General features: G+C 73.4%; 18 protein-coding genes. 8 read left to right on the plus strand and 10 right to left on the minus strand.

Going from position 1 to position 17,558, the window contains the following annotated elements:
- Positions 1–316: 316 nt before the first annotated feature.
- Both GPA02_RS17305 and GPA02_RS17310 read left to right on the plus strand, forming a co-directional pair.
- The gene (locus tag GPA02_RS17305; protein WP_156201695.1) at positions 317–1,267 is read left to right on the plus strand and encodes a carbohydrate ABC transporter permease; all 951 of its coding nucleotides are present in this window, start codon (positions 317–319) and stop codon (positions 1,265–1,267) included.
- 1 nt (position 1,268) lies between these two features.
- Positions 1,269–2,225: a carbohydrate ABC transporter permease gene (locus GPA02_RS17310; protein WP_156201696.1), complete on the plus strand. Its 957-nt coding sequence runs from the start codon at positions 1,269–1,271 to the stop codon at positions 2,223–2,225.
- 13 nt (positions 2,226–2,238) lie between these two features.
- Here GPA02_RS17310 and GPA02_RS17315 read toward each other — a convergent pair whose 3' ends face one another.
- Together GPA02_RS17315 and GPA02_RS17320 are read right to left on the minus strand one after the other, a co-directional pair.
- Positions 2,239–3,054, minus strand: a complete 816-nt coding sequence (locus tag GPA02_RS17315; RefSeq protein ID WP_162457810.1) for a metallophosphoesterase family protein — start codon at positions 3,052–3,054, stop codon at positions 2,239–2,241.
- Between the two features lie 241 nt (positions 3,055–3,295).
- The gene (locus GPA02_RS17320; protein ID WP_156201698.1) at positions 3,296–4,711 is read right to left on the minus strand and encodes an ABC transporter substrate-binding protein; all 1,416 of its coding nucleotides are present in this window, start codon (positions 4,709–4,711) and stop codon (positions 3,296–3,298) included.
- 259 nt (positions 4,712–4,970) lie between these two features.
- On the opposite strand from GPA02_RS17320, the gene GPA02_RS17325 reads away from it, so the two are divergent.
- Positions 4,971–5,813, plus strand: a complete 843-nt coding sequence (locus GPA02_RS17325) for an amidohydrolase family protein (protein ID WP_156201699.1) — start codon at positions 4,971–4,973, stop codon at positions 5,811–5,813.
- Positions 5,814–5,831: 18 nt separating this feature from the next.
- Here GPA02_RS17325 and GPA02_RS17330 read toward each other — a convergent pair whose 3' ends face one another.
- Both GPA02_RS17330 and GPA02_RS17335 read right to left on the minus strand, forming a co-directional pair.
- On the minus strand, positions 5,832–6,788 hold the full coding sequence (locus GPA02_RS17330; protein WP_156201700.1) for a hypothetical protein: 957 nt from the start codon (positions 6,786–6,788) through the stop codon (positions 5,832–5,834).
- A complete protein-coding gene (locus GPA02_RS17335; protein ID WP_156201701.1) occupies positions 6,785–7,447 on the minus strand; it encodes a hypothetical protein in 663 nt (220 codons plus the stop codon). Before GPA02_RS17335 ends, GPA02_RS17330 begins: the two co-directional genes overlap by 4 nt.
- A 95-nt stretch (positions 7,448–7,542) precedes the next feature.
- Here GPA02_RS17335 and GPA02_RS17340 point away from each other — a divergent pair, with 95 nt between their 5' ends.
- Positions 7,543–8,607, plus strand: a complete 1,065-nt coding sequence (locus GPA02_RS17340; protein ID WP_156201702.1) for a VIT1/CCC1 transporter family protein — start codon at positions 7,543–7,545, stop codon at positions 8,605–8,607.
- Positions 8,608–8,689: 82 nt separating this feature from the next.
- Here GPA02_RS17340 and GPA02_RS17345 read toward each other — a convergent pair whose 3' ends face one another.
- A complete protein-coding gene (locus tag GPA02_RS17345) occupies positions 8,690–9,484 on the minus strand; it encodes an aldo/keto reductase (RefSeq protein ID WP_193567885.1) in 795 nt (264 codons plus the stop codon).
- An 86-nt stretch (positions 9,485–9,570) separates the two neighbouring features.
- Here GPA02_RS17345 and GPA02_RS17350 point away from each other — a divergent pair, with 86 nt between their 5' ends.
- The gene (locus GPA02_RS17350) at positions 9,571–10,311 is read left to right on the plus strand and encodes a PIG-L deacetylase family protein (protein ID WP_156201703.1); all 741 of its coding nucleotides are present in this window, start codon (positions 9,571–9,573) and stop codon (positions 10,309–10,311) included.
- 4 nt (positions 10,312–10,315) lie between these two features.
- Here GPA02_RS17350 and GPA02_RS17355 read toward each other — a convergent pair whose 3' ends face one another.
- Complete coding sequence (locus GPA02_RS17355) at positions 10,316–11,395, minus strand: App1 family protein (RefSeq protein WP_156201704.1); 1,080 nt, start codon at positions 11,393–11,395, stop codon at positions 10,316–10,318.
- Positions 11,396–11,497: 102 nt separating this feature from the next.
- Here GPA02_RS17355 and GPA02_RS17360 point away from each other — a divergent pair, with 102 nt between their 5' ends.
- Together GPA02_RS17360 and GPA02_RS17365 are read left to right on the plus strand one after the other, a co-directional pair.
- On the plus strand, positions 11,498–12,349 hold the full coding sequence (locus GPA02_RS17360; protein ID WP_156201705.1) for a hypothetical protein: 852 nt from the start codon (positions 11,498–11,500) through the stop codon (positions 12,347–12,349).
- Between the two features lie 44 nt (positions 12,350–12,393).
- Positions 12,394–12,834 (plus strand): universal stress protein, encoded by a 441-nt coding sequence (locus GPA02_RS17365; protein ID WP_156201706.1) that lies wholly within the window; start codon positions 12,394–12,396, stop codon positions 12,832–12,834.
- Positions 12,835–12,843: 9 nt separating this feature from the next.
- Here the strand turns inward: GPA02_RS17365 and amaB are convergent, their stop codons facing one another.
- Positions 12,844–14,376 (minus strand): L-piperidine-6-carboxylate dehydrogenase, encoded by a 1,533-nt coding sequence (gene amaB, locus GPA02_RS17370; protein WP_156201707.1) that lies wholly within the window; start codon positions 14,374–14,376, stop codon positions 12,844–12,846.
- A gap of 11 nt (positions 14,377–14,387) precedes the next feature.
- Entirely contained in the window at positions 14,388–15,722 is a 1,335-nt protein-coding gene (hglS, locus tag GPA02_RS17375) for a 2-oxoadipate dioxygenase/decarboxylase (protein WP_156201708.1), read from the minus strand.
- A 212-nt stretch (positions 15,723–15,934) separates the two neighbouring features.
- On the opposite strand from hglS, the gene GPA02_RS17380 reads away from it, so the two are divergent.
- Positions 15,935–16,345 (plus strand): DoxX family protein, encoded by a 411-nt coding sequence (locus GPA02_RS17380; protein WP_170296862.1) that lies wholly within the window; start codon positions 15,935–15,937, stop codon positions 16,343–16,345.
- Between the two features lie 174 nt (positions 16,346–16,519).
- On the opposite strand, the gene GPA02_RS17385 is transcribed toward GPA02_RS17380, so the two are convergent.
- Both GPA02_RS17385 and GPA02_RS17390 read right to left on the minus strand, forming a co-directional pair.
- Positions 16,520–16,918, minus strand: coding sequence for a VOC family protein (locus GPA02_RS17385; protein WP_156201709.1), 399 nt, complete (start codon positions 16,916–16,918; stop codon positions 16,520–16,522).
- A 4-nt stretch (positions 16,919–16,922) separates the two neighbouring features.
- Positions 16,923–17,546, minus strand: coding sequence for a trimeric intracellular cation channel family protein (locus GPA02_RS17390; RefSeq protein ID WP_240134123.1), 624 nt, complete (start codon positions 17,544–17,546; stop codon positions 16,923–16,925).
- Positions 17,547–17,558: the final 12 nt, after the last annotated feature.

Here is a 17,558-nt window from a genome sequence, read left to right on the forward strand (position 1 = left end):
CCCCGACCGCCCGCCGGCCGCCCGGCTGGCCGAGCGCCGGCGCTGACGCCGCGCTGCCCGTCCCGCGTACGGGCGCCACCAGGTCGCTGTGCGGACCTGAGCAGCGTCGTCGCCGCGCGGCCGCGACGGCGCCGCACGGGGCGGTCGTGGCGCTCGCTGGTCGCGCCGCCACGCGGGCGCGCACCCCTCGGTGATCCCTTGCGCGCCACCGAGGGCGGGCCTATGCTCCGAGACGATGTGGCATCGTTACCACATCGTGACGACGGTGTCTCGGGAGGCGGCTGATGACGCGACTGACCAGTGAGGCTGGGCGGCGATGACCGCGGCCCCGGCCACCGGCGCGACGACCGAGCGGCCGCCGATCAAGCAGCGCAAGTACAACCGTCGCGAGGCGCTCGCGGGGCTGGCCTTCATCTCGCCGTGGCTGGTCGGCTTCTGCGTCTTCACGCTCGGCGCGATGGTCTACAGCCTCTACATCTCGTTCACCTACTACAACCTCGCCACCAACACCGCGCGGCCGGCGGGGCTCGCGAACTACCAGCTGCTCTTCGACGACCCCAAGGTGATGATGGCCCTGGGGAACACGCTGTTCTACGCCGTGCTCGCGGTGCCGCTGGAGATGGTCGTGGCGCTCTCGCTCGCGCTGCTGCTCAACAGCGTGCGCTGGGGTGCGGGCGTCTTCCGCACGATCTTCTACCTGCCGAAGATGACCCCCGCGGTCGCGACCGCCTCGGTGTTCCTGCTGCTGCTCAACGGCAACCAGGGCGCGATCAACAAGGCGCTCGCGTTCTTCGGGATCCAGGGGCCGCAGTGGCTGCTCGACCCCTCCTGGATCAAGCCCTCGATCGTGCTGATGACGCTGTGGGCCGTCAGCGGCACCATGGTGATCTTCCTCGCCGCCCTCAAGAACGTGCCGCGCGAGCTCTACGAGGTGGCCGAGCTCGACGGCGCCGGCAAGGCGCGGCAGTTCTTCTGGATCACCGTCCCGATGATCTCCGGCGCGCTGTTCTTCAGCTTCATCGTGCTGACGATCGCGGCGCTGCAGGTGTTCGACCAGGCGTACCTGCTCTTCTACCGCGACACCGCGATGGCGGCACCGGACGCGTCGCTGTTCTACGGCGTCTACCTGTTCCAGCAGGCGTTCCGGCAGTTCAACTTCGGCTTCGCCTCCGCCATGGCCTGGCTGATCTTCCTCATCATCATGGTCATCTCGCTCGTCCAGGTGCGGCTCAGCAGCCGGTTCGTCTACTACGAGAGCGAGCGCTGACATGACGACCAAGGAGGTCCTGCCGGCCGCCGTCGGGCAGATCACCGAGGAGGAGGCGACGCCGCCGAGAGCGCCACGCCGTCGTGGCGGAGCCGCGGCCGAGGAACCCCTCGGTGCCCGCGGCGCGATCGGTCAGGCCGTGCGCTGGGTGGTGCTGATCGTCCTCACGTTCATGTTCATGTACCCGTTCATGTGGCTCCTCGCGGCCAGCTTCAAGCCGCGCGGCCAGGTGTTCGACAACCGCCTCATCCCGCTGACGTGGCAGCCGGAGAACTACGTCCGGGTCTTCGACGAGCTGCCGCTGCTGAGCTGGATCGGCAACTCGGTCCTCATCGCGGTGCTGGCGGCGTCGCTCGTGACGCTCTCCAGCTCGCTCGTGGCGTTCGGGTTCGCGTACTTCCGGTTCCCGTTCCGCGGGCTGCTCTTCGGGCTCGTGCTGGCCACGATGATGCTGCCCGGGGCGGTCACCCTGGTGCCGCAGTACCTGATCTGGAACAACCTGGGCTTCATCGGCACGCACGTACCGCTGTGGGGCGCCAACCTCTTCGGCAGCGCGTTCTACATCTTCATGCAGCGGCAGTTCTTCCTCGGGCTGCCGCGCGAGACGTTCGAGGCCGCGCGCATGGACGGGCTCAGCTACTGGGGCATGTTCTGGAGGATCGCGCTGCCGCTGTCGATCCCGTCGTTCATCATCATCTTCCTGTTCGAATTCCAGGCGAGCTGGAACAACCTGCAGGCGGCGCTCATCTACCTCAACGCCGGCTCGCCCGAGCAGTACACGGTGCCGCTGGGGATCGCGTCGGCGATGGTGAAGTACAGCCCGACGGCCGGTGGCCACGGCGACTACCAGTACGTCATGGTGGCCGCGCTGCTGGTGACGCTGCCGATGCTCGTGCTGTTCGCGTTCGGGCAGCGGTACTTCATCGAGGGCATCGCCACGCAGGGCCGCAAGGGCTGAGCGGCCGGTCCGGTCAGCCGACGACGGCGCTGCGCAGCTCGCGGCTGTCGCCGCGCGCGTGCAGGGTGTGGAAGGTCGGCGGCCCGACGGCGGGCAGCGTGACGACGCTCGCGCCGGGGTCCTCCAGGAAGCGGAGCGTCCCGCGCGGCGCCGCGAGGTCGACCCGGGACTCCACCGCGGGCGACACCCAGACCGGCACGCCCCCGCACTGCCCGGCCGCCTGCAGGTGGAAGTGCCCGGTGAGGACCGCCCGGACGTCGGTGCCCTCGATCGCGTCGGCGAGTGCGCTCGCGTCGCGCAGCGCGACGTCGGTGAGGAACGCCGAGTCGGGCACCGCCAGCGGCGGGTGGTGCATGGCGAGGACGGTGCCGGCCGGTGCGGGCGTGCTCAGCAGCTCGCGCAGCCATGCCAGCGTGGCGTCGCCGAGCAGGCCGTGCATCTGCCCGGGCACGGTGCTGTCCAGCGTGACGAGCCGGACGCCGTCGTGCCACGCGACGGCGGCGCCTCTCGGTCCCGTCCGCGGTGCGGTGTCGGCGCCGCTCGGGTCCAGGTGGCCGGAGCCCAGGTGGTCACGGAAGGCGCCCGGGTCGTCGCCGTTGCCGGGCAGGTAGACCTGCGGCAGACCGCGCGCAGCGGCGAAGTCGCCCACCCGCTCCCGGACGAGGGGGAAGCCTGCGGGGTCGTCGGCGACGTCGCCGGTGACCAGCACCAGGTCGAGGTCCTCGACATCCGCCAGGTCGGACAGCAGCCGGTCCAGCGCGGCCAGCGCCGGGTCGCCCCCGCCGCCCTGGCCGCCGACGTGGGTATCGGTGAGCTGCAGGATCCGCATGCTCCTACTGTGCCCTGCCTGCCCTGCCTGCCCTGCCGGCTGTCCCGGCTCTGCCGCCGGCTGTCCGGGTCCTCCGGACCTGTCGTCGGTCGCGACGTCGCCCGTGTCGCCACGCCGACCTCCGGGCACGGAGGAGGGCGGGCACCCCTGCCGGTGCCCGCCCTCGTGTGAAGCCATCCCGGCTCCACGGCCCCCGCTGTGCGGGAGCCTTCACTCCCTGTGCTGGCCGCGCGTCACCGTCTCAGCCCTGGCCACCCCCGAACTGCTCGTAGGCGCGCATCGCGGCCTCCTGAGCCGCGGCGAGCGCCTCCTCCGCCGTCTGCTCCCCGAGCAGCGCGGCCGTCACCGCGTTCTGGACCTCGGTCTGGATCTGCTGACCGGCGGGAGAGGAGCCGAACGACTGACCACTGGCGGCCACCTCGTAGTAGGTCGAGATCGTCTGGTCGAAGCCGTCGAAGTCGGTGTCGAGCACGTACTGCTCGCGGATCGACTGGTCGGCCTCGGGCGACCCGGTGAACAGACCGGCGTTGATGCCGAAGCGGCCTGGGTCGTTCGCGGTGGTCTCCGCGCGGGCGGCGCCGGCGGCCTCCCAGGCCTCGAGCGAGGTGAGGGAGAGCAGGTAGGCGCACGCCGCGGACGGGTTGTCCGACGTCGCGGGGATGACGAGCGAGGAGCCGCTCGCCGCCGTGATCGGCTCGCCGTCCTGCGACATCAGCGGCAGGCCGCCGATCTCGACCTGCTCCGCGTAGGGCGTGAGCACGTTGACGTACCACTGGTCGAAGACCGCGGCGCCGACCTGGTCGGCGACGTAGGAGTTGTTGTCGCCGAACACGTCGAAGCTGTCGACGAAGCTCTTGACGTTGGCGTAGCCGCCCTGCGCGTCGTAGAGCCGCTGGAGGAACTCGACCGCCTCGACGTTGGCCGGGTCGTCGAGCATCGGCCGGCCCTCGTCGTCGATGATGCCGCCGCCGAAGCTCAGCATCCACAGCGCCGCCTTCGAGACGCCCTGCGGATCGAAGCCGATGCGCGTGGGGTTGCCGCCCTCGAGCACCGTCATGGCCTCGGCCGCCGCGATCACGGCGTCCTGGTCGGAGGTGTCCAGCTCCTCCGGCGCGATGCCGTTCTCGTCCAGCACCCGCATGTTCAGGATGATCGCCGGCGGCTGGTAGAACTGCGGGACCGCCCAGACGCTGCCGTCGTAGCTGACGTCGTCGACGACCTGCGGGTACCAGTAGCTGTTCGGGTCGACACCGTGGGCGTCGAAGCAGCCGTCGAGCGGCAGGATCAGGTCCTGCGCCGCGTAGGTCGCGACGAACTGGCGGTCCATCAGCACCATGTCGGGCAGGTTGCCGCTGGCCGCGAGGGTCGTGAACTTCTGGGCGTCGAACGCCGAGGCGTCGATCTCGAACGTGACGCCGGACTCGCCGACCTCGGCCTCCGCGAGGTCGATACGGGACTGCGCCACCTCGTCGGCGTTCTCGAAGCCCCACAGCGAGATCTCGCCGGAGATCTCGGTCGAGAACTCGGGGCCCTCGCCCTCGCCGCCCGGGTCGCCGCCGTTCCCGCCGTTGCCGCCGCCCCCGCCGCCGCAGGCCGCGACGGCGAGGACGCCCGCGCTCGCGACCGTGGCGAGGAACGTCTTCCTTGCGTGCTTCATTGCATGTCCCTTCGGGGAGCCGTCCCCGGCGGCGCTCGTTGCCTGCCGGGGCCTAGCCGCGGTGTGTGGGAACCATCCCACATCGGGACGGTACCGGACAGTGACCCGGCTCACAAGGACTCGCGCCGTGCTCACGGAATCGTGATCGCTCCGTGACCCGCGTCGTGTCGTGTCGTGCACGCAACGACTGGCATCGATCCCATGCCGAGGGTGGCTCGCTAGCGTGGCGCCTACCAGCCCAGCCGACCGGAGGCCCGCCATGATCGACGCCCACCTCCACACCTGGGACCGCTCGCGCTCCCGGTACGCGTGGCTGGACGACGCCCCCGACCGGTTGCGTGCCGATCACCCGCTCACGGCGGCGCTGGACGCCGTCGGCCGTCACGGCGTCGAGCGCGCGGTGCTCGTGCAGGCGGACGAGACGCTCGCCGAGACGGCCTACCTGCTCGAACTGGCGGCGGTGGAGCCGCGGGTCGCGGGGGCGGTCGTCTACCTGCCTCTCGAGGCGCCCGACGTCGTGGCCGCGGAGCTGCCCCGGCTGCTGGAGGACCCGCGGTTCGTCGGCGTCCGCAACCTCACGCACGACCGGCCCGACCCCGACTGGCTGCTGGGCGTCGACCAGCGGCGCAGCATCGAGACGCTGGAGCGGGCCGGCGTGCCGATCGACGTCCTCGCGGTGCTGCCGCGGCACCTGGAGAACCTCGCCCGGCTGGCGCGCGAGCACGACGGCGCGACGTTCGTCCTCGACCATCTCGGCACCCCACCGGTCGGCGGCAGCGACGACGACCACCGCCGCTGGCAGGACCTGCTCGCGGAGGCGGCGCTGCCCAACGTCGTCGCCAAGCTCTCCGGCATCTACCGGCGCTCGACGCCGGAGCAGCCGGTCGGCGCCGACGCGATGCGGGCCGTGCTCGACACCGCCCTGGAGGTGTTCGGGGCCGAGCGGCTGATGATCGGCAGCGACTGGCCGGTCTGCACCGCCTTCAGCGGTACCGACGTGACGCTCTCCACCCTGCTGGCCGCCGTCGACGCCCTCCCCGAGGAGCAGGCGCGCCGGCTTCGAGGGGAGACGGCCGCGGAGGTCTACCGCCTGCGTCGCTAGCGTGCGGCGGCGGCCCGCTCAGCCCGCTGCGCGCGTCGCCCCGACGGTGCCGAGCACCTCGACGATCGCGTCGACGGTGAGGCGGCGGTAGCTGGTGCCGTCGGCGTCGGTGTGGTGGCGGTCGAAGTAGTCGCGGCCGCCCATGTGCCGCATCGGGCCGATGCGCCGGGTCGTCACCCGGCCCGCGTGCACCGCCTGCTGCCACGCCGAGAACCGCGAGGTGGGCCAGCGGCCGGGGAACAGCAGCGGGCCGAGCAGCTGCATGCGGTCGCGCGCCCCGTACAGGTGCCACAGGTGCTGCACCCGGTCCAGCGCCGGGTCGTCGCTGAGCACGCCGCCGATCGAGACCACCGACACGGGTGCCCCCAGACCCGCCAGGTACCACGCCGACCCGAGCGCGATCTGGCCGCCGCCGCTGTAGCCGACGACGACGACCGGCGGCCGCCGCTCCCAGTCGTAGCCGCGCCGGGTGAGCGACTCCGCGATCTCGTGCGCGACGGCGAGGTTGTACGTCGGCCCGTAGCGCGGGTCGGCGGAGACCAGCACCCGCAGCGCGTTGCGCAGGTTGATGAGGTTCGACGCCAGGCTCGCCACCGGGACCCGTTGCCATCGCTGCAGCCGACCCCAGAACCACGTCGTCGCGCGCTGCGTCAGCCCGCGGTTCTCGACGGCGTAGGGGAACACGTCCGCCGTCACCGCGACGTCGGGCACCCGCTCGGCGATCTCCGCCAGCACCGCCCGCTCCCGCCGGGAGTCGGTGACGCCGTCGACCGCCCCGATCCCGGAGAGGTAGACGAGGTAGGCCCGCGGCGCCGGCGTGCGGGCCGGCGCGGTGGACCGCGCGTCGGGGCGGGCCAGGGCGTCCAGCACCGCCGCGTCGCGCCTGCGCGACCACCAGCGCAGCGACTCCAGCGGCGCCAGCAGCGCGAACACCAGCACCAGCACGAGCGCACCCGTGAGCAGCGTCGGGATCACGCCGGCGCCTCCGACCGACCCAGCGGCACGAACGGCGCACCGGTGAGCACGTCCTGCGCGGTGAGGAACACCTCGCGACCGGTCGCGAAGGTCCACACGCGCGAGCCGACCGCGGCGAGCGGCCGCACCAGGGCGCGCGACAGCACCTGACTGAGCAGCCAGGTGCCGCCGCCCAGCGCCAGGGCCTGCCACCACCCGATGCCCAGCACGGGCGACAGCAGCACCACGAGGCACAGCACGGTCCAGCCCTCGAGGACCCGCCCCACCAGCAGCCCGAAGTGCGGCACGAACACGAGGAAGCTCAGCAGCAGCGGCGCGAGCGCGAACAGGTACGTCACGCCGACCGCTGCGACGTCGACCCGGCCGCGCGTGACCAGCCACGCCAGGCCCGCGATCGTCGCGGCCGTGAGCACGCGCAGCAGCGCCATGTAGACGGCGCCGATCGCCATCCCCACGACCATCCGCAGACCGGTGACCCGGTTGATCGCGAACACGACCGCGTGGCCGACCATGACCGCGAGACCGGCGAGCAGCGCCACGCCCGCGGCCACCGGCAGCGCCCGCGACGGCGGCCCGGTGAGCGCCGCGGGGACGCGGAACGCCCACACCTCGCCGACCGCGGCGAGGACGCCGTCGAACCACGTGAGCACCTGCATCACGGCCCATCTTCCTCCGCGCCGGCGCACCGGGCGCCGCCCTCCCGCACGCTGGTCGTGCGTCGTCCGAGCCGCGCGCGCATGCCAGACTAGGCACCGTGACCGCCCCGACCCGCAGCGACATCCGACGCTGGCGGCGCTACCTGGCGGAGGAACGGGCCGAGGCGGCGGTCTACCGCGAGCTCGCCGAGCGCCGTCACGGCGAGGAGCGGGAGATCCTGCACGAGCTGGCGGAGGCCGAGCGGCGCCACGCCGAGCACTGGGAGACGCTCCTGGGCCCGCGCATCGGGCTGCCGCTGCGGCCGTCGCTTCGCTCGCGTGCCCTCACGTGGCTCGCCGGCCGGTTCGGCTCGGTGTTCGTGCTCGCGCTCGCGCAGCGCGCCGAGTCCCGCTCGGCGTATGCGACCGACGCCGACGCGACCGCGGCGATGGCAGCCGACGAGCAGATCCACTCCGAGGTGGTGCGCTCGCTCGCGCAGCGGGGACGGGCGCGGATCTCCGGGACGTTCCGGGCCGCCGTCTTCGGCATGAACGACGGCCTGGTCTCCAACCTCGCGCTGGTGCTCGGCATCGGTGCGGCCGGCACGAGCCGCGAGACGATCCTGCTGACGGGTCTCGCGGGCCTGCTCGCGGGCGCGCTGTCGATGGGCGCGGGCGAGTACGTCTCGGTGCGCTCGCAGCGCGAGCTGCTCGCCGCCTCGACGCCGAGCCCCGAGACGCACGACGCGCTGGCGGCCCTCGACGTCGACGCCAACGAGCTCGCGCTGGTCTACCGCGCCCGCGGCATGCCCGCGGACGAGGCGGCGCGGCGCGCCGAGGAACGGCTCGCGGCGGCCCACCGTGGCGCCGAGCCCGAGCTGCACGAGGCGCCCGACCACGAGGAGATCGGGTCCGCCTGGGGCGCGGCGATCTCCAGCTTCTGCTTCTTCGCCTCAGGCGCCGTGATCCCGGTGCTGCCCTACCTGCTGGGCCTGACCGGCCTGACGGCGGTGCTCACCGCCGCGGGCCTGGTCGGGGTCGCGCTCATGGTCACTGGTGCGATCGTCGGGGTGCTCTCGGGGGCGCCGCCGCTGGGTCGGGCGCTGCGGCAGCTCGCGATCGGCTGGGGCGCCTCGGCCGCCACCTACGGGCTCGGGCTGCTCTTCGGCACGACGGTCTCCTGACCCAGAACGCGCCGGGCTGCGCGCCGACGACACGACCCGCGCCCCCACCACCCGGAGGTGGCGGGAGGCGGGTCGACGTGCGTCAGCCCTCGAGGCCCGAGACCCGCGTGATCTCCTCCTCGGTCAGCCGGAAACCGGCGACGTCGAAGTTCGACGCGATGCGGTCGCGGTTGACCGACTTCGGGATCGCCACCACGCCGGTGTCGAGGTGCCAGCGCAGCACGACCTGCGTCGGCGTGACGCCGTGGGCCTCGGCGATCTCGGCGAGCACCGGGTCGTCGAGGTTCGTCCGCTTGAACGGGCTGTAGCCCTCGAGGACGACGTCGCGCTCGCGGTGCGCGGCCACCAGGTCGGCGTCGAAGTCGGCCGGGCTCCACGGGATCTGGTTGATCGACGGCGTCACGCCGGTGGCGGCGGTCAGCTCGTCGATCTGCTCGATCGAGTAGTTGCTGACGCCGATCGCGCGGGCCTTGCCGGCCTGCTGGGCGGCGACGACGTGCTCCCACACGTCCGGGCGGGCCTGCTTGTTCGGCGGCCAGTGCACCAGCCACAGGTCGACGTGGTCGAGGCCCAGCCGCGCCAGCGACTCGTCGATGATGCGCGGCGCGTCGTCGGCCTCGTCCGGCGGCAGCTTGGTGGTCACGAAGACCTCCTCGCGCGGCAGGCCGGAGTCGGCGATCGCGCGGCCGACGGCCTCCTCGTTGCCGTAGGCGCGGGCGGTGTCGATGTGCCGGTAGCCGATCTCCAGCGCCGCGCGCACCGCCTGGTAGGCCTCGTCGTCGGAGGCCTGCCAGGTGCCCAGGCCGAGCAGCGGGATCTCGACGCCGGGGCGCAGGGTGACGGACGGGATCGCGTTCTGGATCGGTTCATCGCTCATGGAATCCACTCTGCCACGCGGGTGAGCGTCGCAGCGGTTCGGGGCAGGGGGTCCCGCGCGACGGGGGCGCCCGGCAGACTGGGGGCATGGACGCACCGCAGCTCGCCCCGCTGCCCGAGGACTGGGACTCCGCGCTCGCGATCGTCGCGCACCCCGACGACATGGAGTACGGGATGTCCGCCGCCGTCGCCCGCTGGACGGCGCAGGGCAAGACCGTCTCCTACCTGCTCGTCACGCGCGGCGAGGCGGGCATCGACACGATGCCGCCCGAGGAGACCGTCCGCGTCCGTGCGGCCGAGCAGCGCGCCGCGTGCGACGCCGTCGGGGTCGAGACGCTCGAGTACCTCGACCACCCCGACGGCGTCATCCATGACGTCATGAGGCTGCGTCGCGACATCGCCGCAGCCGTGCGGCGGCACCGCCCCGACGTCGTGCTCACCGGCTCGCCGCGCGACTTCTTCCCCGGCGGCATGTACAACATGGCCGACCACCGCATCGTCGGCTACGCGGTGCTCGACGGCGTGCGCGACGCCGCGAACCGCTGGGTGTTCACCGACCTGACCGGGCCCGACGGCGAGCCGCTCGAGAAGTGGGACGGGGTCCGGTTCACCGCGCTGGGCGGCTCGACCGAGCCCAGCCACGCCGTCGACGTCACCGACACCCTCGAGGCCGGGATCGCGTCGCTGCGGGCGCACGAGAGCTACCTCGCCGCGCTCGACTGGCACCCGGACCCCGCGGAGATGCTGCGCTCCTTCACCGAGCAGGCCGCGCCGTCGTTCGGGGGTCGACCGGCCGTGACCTTCGAGGTCATCGGCCTGCAGGAGTAGCGGCTCAGGCCTCCGACGGCGGCGCCTGGCGGCCGTCGAGCACCCGCCGCAGCCGGGGGGCGAGCTCGGTGCCGTCGGCGCCGGAGACCTCCGGCACGCCCTTGGTCATCGGGGTCCACATCGTGTCGATGGTCGCGACCGGGGTGCCGTGCGCGAGCACCTGCTCGCCGGGCGTCAGCAGCCGGATCGCGATCGCCGCGACGTTCTCGGGGTGCTCGGTCGCGAACTCGCGGTAGATCATCGGGTCGTGCTGGCCGTCGTCGCCGACGAGCACCCACCGGATGTTCGGGAACTCCTTGCGCAGCCGGCGCAGCGCCGAGCGCTTGTGCTCCTGCCCCGAGCGGAACCAGCCGGTGTTCGTCGGCCCCCAGTCCGTCATGAGCATCGCGCCGGCCGGGTAGCCGCCGGCGCGCAGCACCTGCACCAGCGTCGGCATGATGTTCCAGGCGCCGGTGGACAGGTAGAACGTGGGCGCGCCCGGCTCGCGAGCTGTGACCTCGTCGTACATCGCCGCCATCCCCGGCACCACGCGGCGGGCGCTGCCGTGCCGCACGAAGGTGTTCCAGATCGCGATGAACGGCCGCGGCACCGACGTCACCATGACGGTGTCGTCGAGGTCGCTCACCAGGCCGAGCCGGACGTCGTCGCCGACCACCTGCACGCGTGCGGTCTCCGGGCGCGCGGCACGCGTGGCGATCGTGATGTCGTGCCAGCCCGGCGGCAGCCCGTGGTCGCGGATCTCGAGGTCGATGTAGCCCGAGCGGTCGGTGCGGGTGCGGTACTCGGCGTCGCCGATCCGCACGGTCACGGGGATGTAGCCGACCGGGGCGGTGATGTAGGAGCGCCAGCCACGCTGCGTGAACACCGCCTCCGCGAGCTCCTCGGCGGTGGCGGCGTTGTCGACGTGCGACTCCGCCTCGATGCGGCGGCCCATCACGACCCGGCCGAGCACCCGCAGGAACGACTCGCTGCCGTAGCCGATGTAGGGGATGGTGCGCGGCCGCCAGCCGCGCGACTTGAGGTAGGGGGTGAGCCGGCGGTGGAACGAGTCCTCCCAGCGGGCAGCGACGTGGGTACCGGCCATGGTCCCCAGGCTAACGAGAGGCCGGGCACCCGCCGCCCGGGGTGGGGAGGTCTGCCCTGCCGCGGCCTGCGCCGACCGCCCTCCTCACGACAGAGTCGGTGCATGGGACGACGCGACAGCCGGTCGGTGCTCGGGACGCTGGCGGTGGTGCTCGCCACGGCGGTGCTCACCGCCTGCGGCGACGCGCCGGACGGGATCGACGCCGCGTGCCGCGACGGCGCCACCTCGGCCGGGGCGCCCGGCGACGCCGAGATCGTGCTGGCCTTCGGCGCGGGCGTCGACCGGCTCACGCCAGGCGTGGGCGCGGGCGTGCTGCTGGTCTACGCCGACGGCGCGGTCGCGACCACCCTGCCGGCCGAGGACCTCGCGACCGCGCACGTGTCGATGATCGCGCCCGGGTTCCACGGCGAGCAGCCGGGCAGCTACGTCGCGGGCACGCTCTCGGGCTGCGCCCTCGCGGCGGCGCTCGAGCGCGCCGACGACCTCTTCGCCGAGCCGCCGTCGTTCGGCATGCCCGTGACCGACGCGACCGGCACCATGATCTCCTACCGCGTCGACGGCCAGCCGGTGGTCGCGGGCATCGACATGTTCGACCCGGACGACCCCGACGAGTGGCGGGGGTCGATCAGCCCGCAGGAGCAGCGCAACCGCGACGCGGCCGCCGAGCTGTGGCACCTGCTGGTGGGCGCCGTCCGCCTCACCGGCGACCTCCCGGTCGACCGGCTCGAGCTCGACAGCCCGTTCGGGACGATCGGCGCCGACGAGCTCGACTGGTCGCTGCCGTCGCTCCCCGAGCTGCTGAGCGAGGGCGGCTGCGCCGAGATCACCGGCGCCGACGTCGCGACCGTGCTCGACGCGCTCGCGGCGGGCGGCGGCGAGCTGCTCGACAGCGAGCCGTGGCGGCTGTCGGCGCGCACGCTGCCCCCGGGGATGCCGGCCTGCGGCGGCCGGTGACCTTCGTCCCACGACGGGTCGCGTTCGGCGGGCGACCATGAGGTATGAGCACCACCGAGACCCGTCCGATCCTCGTCGGCGTCGACGGCTCACCGACGTCGCTCGAGGCCCTGCGCACCGCGGCACGCCTGGGTGCCGCGCTCGACCTCCCCGTCCGGGCGGTCACCACCTGGGTCATCGACCCGGTCCTGGCCGGCTACGTCCCGGTCGACACCACCGGCCCCGAGGAGACCGCCCGCGCGATCCTCGACCAGAGCGTCGCCGCCGCGTTCGACGGCGAGCCCCCGGTCGACCTGCAGGCCGACCTCGTCTACGGCCCGGCCGCCCCGACGCTCGTCGAGGAGAGCCGGACCGCGTCGATGCTCGTCGTCGGCAGCCGCGGCCTGGGAGGCTTCCGCGGCATGCTGCTCGGCTCCGTCAGCCAGACGTGCGTGCAGCACGCGCACTGCCCGGTGCTGGTGATCCGGCCCCAGGCGCGCGACTGACCGCGCGGCTCAGCCGAAGTCGACGCCCTGCGCGAGCGGCAGCTCGGTCGAGTAGTTGATCGTGTTCGTCGCGCGTCGCATGTAGGCGCGCCACGCGTCAGAGCCGGACTCGCGGCCGCCGCCGGTCGTCTTCTCGCCGCCGAACGCGCCGCCGATCTCGGCGCCCGAGGTGCCGATGTTGACGTTGACGATGCCGCAGTCGGAGCCGTCGGCGGCCATGAACCGCTCGGCCTCGCGCTGGTCGAGCGTGAAGATCGAGCTCGACAGCCCCTGCGGGACGGCGTTGTGCATCGCGATCGCCTCGTCGAGGTCGTCGTAGGTCATCACGTACAGGATCGGCGCGAACGTCTCGCGGTGCACGACCGCGGACTGCTCGGGCATCCGCACGAGCGCGGGGGAGACGTAGGCCGCGCCCGGCGCACCCTCGACCTCGACGGGTTCGCCGCCGACGACGACCTCGCCGCCCTCGGCGCGCGCCTGCTCCAGCGCAGCCATCATGCGGTCGCGCGAGGCGGCGTTGACCAGCGGGCCGACGAGGGTGCCGGGCTCGCGCGGGTCCCCGATCGGGAGGTTCTGGTAGGCGCGGGCCAGCCGCGCCACGACGTCGTCGACGATCGAGCTGTGCACGATCAGCCGGCGCAGCGAGGTGCAGCGCTGCCCGGCGGTGCCGACCGCCGAGAACACGATGCCCCGCACCGCGAGGTCCAGGTCGGCGCTCGGCGCGACGATCGCCGCGTTGTTGCCGCCGAGCTCCAGCAGCGACCGCCCGAACCGCGCCGCCACGACCGGCCCGACCTCGGCGCCCATGCGCTCGGACCCGGTCGCCGAGAGCAGCGCCACCTTCGGGTGCGCCACCAGCGCCTCACCCGCCTCCCGGGCGCCGAGCACGACGGCGGAGACGCCCGCGGGCGCCTGCGCCTCGGCGAGCGCGCGGTCCAGCAGCGCGGCGCTGGCGAGCGCGGTCAGCGGCGTGAGCTCCGAGGGCTTCCACACGACCGTGTCGCCGCACACGAGCGCGACCGCGGTGTTCCACGCCCACACGGCGGCGGGGAAGTTGAACGCCGAGATGACGCCGACCACGCCCAGCGGGTGCCAGGTCTCCATCAGCCGGTGCCCCGGGCGCTCCGAGGGCATCGTGCGCCCGTAGAGCTGACGCGACAGCCCGACGGCGAAGTCGCAGATGTCGATCATCTCCTGGATCTCGCCGCGCGCCTCGGACGTGATCTTGCCCGCCTCGAGCGTGACGAAGGTCGCCAGGTCGTCCTTGTGCTCGGTCAGCAGCTCGCCCCACCGCTTGACGACGGCGCCCCGCACCGGCGCGGGGACGGTGCGCCACGCGAGGAACGCCTCGTGCGCGCGGGCGACGGCGGCGTCGACCTCGGCCGCACCGGCCAGCGGGAGCGTCGCGACGGTCTCGCCGGACAGCGGCGAGGCGACCTCGAAGGTGGCGGCGCCGTCGGCGGCCTCGGGCAGGGAGACACCGAGGCGGGCCAGCGCCTCGGTCGCGGCGGTGGCGACGTCGGTCGCGGTGGTGAGGGTCATGGCGTTCTCCTTCAGGGTCGCAGGGCGTCGAGGGACGCCTGCTGCTGGGCGGCGTAGAGCTCGAACGGGTCGTGCAGGTCGCGGCCGAGCGCGCCTGCCATCCAGTCGGCGTCGAGCACGGTCGCCTCCTGGGTCGTGTCCTTGGAGCCGTCGGACGTGAGGTTCGACTGGAAGATCCCGGCCGCGCTCGCGGGCAGGAAGTCCTCGTAGACGATCGGGGTGCGGACGACCTGGCCGGCGTCGTCGCGAGCGTAGGTGAAGTAGGCGAGCTCGCGCTCGGCGAGACCGTCCTCGGTGGTCGGGAAGTCGCGGCGCCACAGCTCGCGCAGCACCTCCTGCCGGCCCTCGGCGGTCGTCACGCCGCGCTCGGCGTAGAGCTGCTTGGCCTCGACGATGGCCGCGTCGTAGATGTCGCGGCCGGCGCGGGTCAGCGCGATGCCGCGGGCCTCGACCTCGCCGAACCGCACCCGCAGCGAGTCGGAGGTGATCGTGCCGTCGGGCATCCGGAAGGTGCGCGGCTCGGCGAGCGCACGGAACGACGTCTGCCGCAGCAGCACGTCCGGACCCTCCCAGCGCGGCGGGCCCTGGATGTCGTCGATCATCGTGATCCCGCGTGCCTCCATGCGCTCGTACAGGGCGTCGATGTCGAGCACGCGCGGGGTCAGGTGGTTGATGTGGGTCGAGGAGACGCCGCCGATGTCGGCCGCGACCGCGCTGACCTGCTCCAGCTCGTCGTACCAGGCGCGGTCGACCGGCTCGTCGGAGAGCTCGAAGACCGCGGTCGCCAGCTCGAGGAACCGCTCGGCGTCCTCGCGCGGCAGGCCGTGGTCGGCCTCGGCGTGGTCGGCGAGCTCGAGCAGCTCGGGCGGGAAGATCTCGCGCCGGGCGAGGAACGCCTCGAGCCGCTGCTGCAGGTCGGGGGAGAAGAAGCGTCGGTCGCTGGGCGTGATGACGGAGGTGAAGACGCGGAACGGGTTCTTGGCGAGCTCGTCGGCGTCGATCGGGCGGAACGCCGTCGAGACGACGGGCACCGCCGAGGTGGCGGCCTCGCGCAGGTCGTAGAAGCCGACCGGGTGCATGCCGATCGCACCGAACACGCGCGCGACCTGCTGCATCTCGGCGGGCGTGCCCAGCCGGATCGCGCCGTGCCGCTCCGCCGTGACGCGGTCGATGCTGCCGAGCCGCTGCGCCGCGTCGGGGTCGGCGGCCATGACGTCGGCATTGACCTCGTGGCTGACCTCCAGCAGCGTCGTGTACGCGGGCACCTCGGTGCCGTACATGTCCGACAGGCTGCGCGCGAACGCCGCCCGCAGCTGCCACTGCTCCACGCGGTCCTGCTGGCTCATCCGGGTCCTTCCGTCGATCTCGCCCCGCGCTATTCTGCCCTCCCGTTCCACATGGTGGACACCACGCCACGTGGCGAGCAGCGCCGTCTCGCAGGGCGGCGGGGGAGCGTCGGCGGGGCCGCGTGCGGCGGTGCCCGGACGGCGTCGCACCGGATGCTCCGACCCCCGGTCCCCGGCCGTCGAGCGCGTCCCGCGGCGCCTACGCTGACGCGATGTCGACCCTGCGCACGATCGCCCGTCTCGTCCTCGGTGCCGCCATGGTCGGCGCGGGGGTCGGGCACCTCACCGTCATGCGGGAGGAGTTCCAGGCGCAGGTGCCGGGCTGGCTCCCGATCGACGAGGACGTCACGGTCCTCGCCTCCGGCGTCGTCGAGATCGCTCTCGGAGCGGCGTTCGTCGCGCTGCCCCGGCACAAGCGCCTGATCGGTGCCGCGCTCGCGCTGTTCTACGTCGTGGTCTTCCCGGGCAACGTCGCGCAGTACCTCGAGGCGAAGGACGGCTTCGGCCTCGACACCGACGCCAAGCGGCTCGCGCGGCTCTTCTTCCAGCCCGTGCTGGTGCTGTGGGCGCTCTACGGCGGCGGCCACCTGCGTCGTCGTGCCCCCGAGGAGCCGCGCCGCTGAGGCGCCGCGGTCGCGCTCCGCACGCCCTGCCCGTGGCCGACCGGCGGGGACCGGGCGCTCGATGCGCCGTCGCGGTCGGGTGAGCGTTCACACGGGCATCGAGCGACGGCGCTGCGCCGGTACCGGTCGGCCTGGAGCCGGTCGCCCTGGCAGCGGGGGTCGGCCCGCCCCGGCTCAGCGGTCGAGGTAGAGGCAGAACGGGTGCCCGTCGGGGTCGAGCAGCACCCGCACGTCGTCCTGCGGCTGCACCCGGGCGAGCGTGGCACCGAGCGCGAGCGCGTCCTCGACCGCCGGCCCCAGCTCGCGCACGCCGATGTCGAGGTGCATCTGCATCTGCTGGTCGCCCGGACCGGCCGGCCACACCGGCCGGACGTGCCGCTCCTCCAGCTGGAAGGCGAGGTTGCTCGACGTCGTGCGGCCGTCGGGGTCGCGCATCGCCATCGTCACCCACGTGGGGTCGCTGCTGGAGACCTCCCACCCGAGCAGGGCGGAGTAGAACCGCGCGAGCGCCACCGGGTCCGGGCCGCCGAGCACGACGCCCACCCAGGACGTGAACCCCCGGATGCCCGCCATCACCTCACCGTACGCCGCGGTGCCGCGGCGCGGGTGCGGTCCAGCCGCGCCACAGCGCGAGCACCCGCACGAGCACGATCGCGGTCGCGGCGACGACGACCGGCAGCCCGCCCCGCAGCCCCAGCGCCGAGGCACCGACCAGCAGCGCGCACCCCAGCACGGCGGGCACGACGTAGAGCTGGGTGTCGCTGCGCAGCACCGCGGGGATCTCGCCCGCCAGGACGTCGCGCAGCGCGCCGCCCGCCACCCCGCCGACCGTGCCGATGAGCACCGACTCCAGCGGGCCGATGCCGGCCTCGAGAGCGAGCGTGCACGACGTCGCGCAGAACAGCCCGAGGCCGACCGCGTCGGAGAGCAGCACCGCGCGTCGCAGGCGGTCGACGGCGCCGTGGAAGAAGAACACGACCGTCGTCGCCGCCGCGACCAGCAGCCACCACCACGGGTTGTGCAGCGCCGCGGGTGACAGACCGAGCAACAGGTCGCGCGTGATCCCGCCGCCGACGGCCGTCGCCGCGCCCAGCACGAACATCCCGATGACGTCCATGCGCTTGCGCACCGCCATCAGCGCGCCGGAGAGCGCGAACGCGAAGATCCCGACCGCCGTCAGCCCCACCTCGATCGTCGACACGGCCCTAGCCTG

It is taken from the genome of Actinotalea caeni (genome assembly GCF_009733795.1).
GTDB lineage: Bacteria > Actinomycetota > Actinomycetes > Actinomycetales > Beutenbergiaceae > Pseudactinotalea > Pseudactinotalea caeni.